The organism is Cupriavidus sp. MPR-AND1C (genome assembly GCF_058809705.1).
In genome coordinates this window covers 1-1,665 of record NZ_JBXASU010000193.1, presented here as the reverse complement: position 1 = coordinate 1,665, position 1,665 = coordinate 1, and the positions used below count along the sequence as shown (strand labels likewise).

At 65.6% G+C, this 1,665-nt stretch carries 1 protein-coding gene; it reads left to right on the top strand.

The genetic code is table 11. The features are described 5' to 3' along the window. The first annotated feature begins 421 nt into the window (after positions 1–421). The gene (locus tag AC1RWI_RS37950) at positions 422–1,480 is read left to right on the top strand and encodes a HoxN/HupN/NixA family nickel/cobalt transporter (protein WP_492870877.1); all 1,059 of its coding nucleotides are present in this window, start codon (positions 422–424) and stop codon (positions 1,478–1,480) included. Positions 1,481–1,665: the final 185 nt, after the last annotated feature.

Genomic DNA, 1,665 nt, shown 5'->3' with positions numbered 1-1,665 from the left:
CCACAAGGCAGACAAGGCAGGCGTCCCCCTGCAAGCCCGGATACCGGCCTTCGACCGATCACCGGGGCTGCGCACGGGCGGCCAGGCGTGAGACGGCTGGCCACGCGCCTGGCCGTCACTGCCCGCTCGTCCGCGGCTGGTTCGTTTGTTGCCGCCGGGCGGGGTCGCCCGCGGCCAATGATGGAAAGCTCATGTCCGCGCGCCCTCGCATTGCCCATACCGCCTCACCGGCGGCCGCCAAGTCACGCAACCGTCGTCATGCACCCAAGCCGCCGCGCTAGCTCGCGCATCATTGCTCGCTCGCGCTGTCGCTGGGGGCCTTCGCCGGCCTCGGCGGCGGAAGATGCGCAACCTTCGGAGCGGGCGCAATCGCAGCCTGGCGTCCATCCATTCAGAATTCCCGATCTTTCACGGACCGCTCATGTTCCGCTTTCTAGCCAGCATCTTCAACGACCAGGACGCCGACGTGCGCCGCAAGGTCATTGCGCTCTACGTCTTCCTGATCGCCGCCAACGTCGGGGCCTGGCTGTGGGCACTGGCAGCGTTGGGCGACCACCCCATGCTGCTGGCGTCCGCCGTGCTCGCCTACACGCTGGGCCTGCGCCACGCCGTTGACGCCGACCATATCGCCGCCATCGACAACGTCACGCGCAAGCTGATGCAGGAAGGCAAGCGCCCGGTGACGGTCGGCTTCTTTTTCTCGCTCGGCCACTCCACCGTGGTCACGCTGATGTCGATCGGCATCGCCGTTGCCGCCGCCGCGCTGCAAACGCGCTTTGCCGACATGAAAGCCGTGGGCGGCATGATCGGCACCAGCGTCTCCGCGCTGTTCCTGTTCCTGCTGGCCTTCTTCAACCTGCTGATCCTGATCTCCGTGTGGCGTACCTTTCGCGCGGTCAAGCGCGGCGAAGCGCTCAAGGAGCAGGACCTGGACCTGCTGCTGAACAACCGCGGCGTGCTCTCGCGCCTGTTCCGCCCGCTGTTCCGGCTGGCCAGCCGCAGCTGGCACCTGTTCCCGATGGGGCTGCTGTTCGGCCTGGGCTTCGACACCGCGACCGAGGTCGCGCTGTTCGGGCTGTCCGCCGCCGAAGCCGCCAAGGGCGTGCCCTTCTGGACCATCATGGTGTTCCCCGCTCTCTTCACCGCCGGCATGTCGCTGGTGGACACCACCGACGGCGTCCTGATGCTCGGCGCCTACGGCTGGGCCTTCACCAAGCCGATCCGCAAGCTCTACGACAACATGACCATCACGCTGGTCTCGGTCGTGGTCGCGGTGGTCATCGGCGGCATCGAAGCACTCGGGCTGATTGCCGGCAAGCTCGGGCTGCAAGGCGGGCTGTGGGATGTGATCGCCGAGCTTAACGCGCATTTCGGCATGCTCGGCTATGTGATCATCGGCGTGTTCGTGCTGAGCTGGCTGATCTCGATGGTGGTGTACCGGGTGCGGCGTTATGACGAGATCGAAGTTCGCTTGATGTGATATATTTGATGATTTTAGTGAGTTTGACGAGGCGGGTAACGGCTTGGCGGATATGGCGGCCGTCCCGCGCGCCGCATAACGCTCTATCGTCGAAGACGGCCGAGAACGCTAGGGGAACAGGTGAAATTCAAGGTGCGGATAGTTGCATGCCTGCTGGCGTGCCTGGCGCAGCCCGGGTGGGTGGG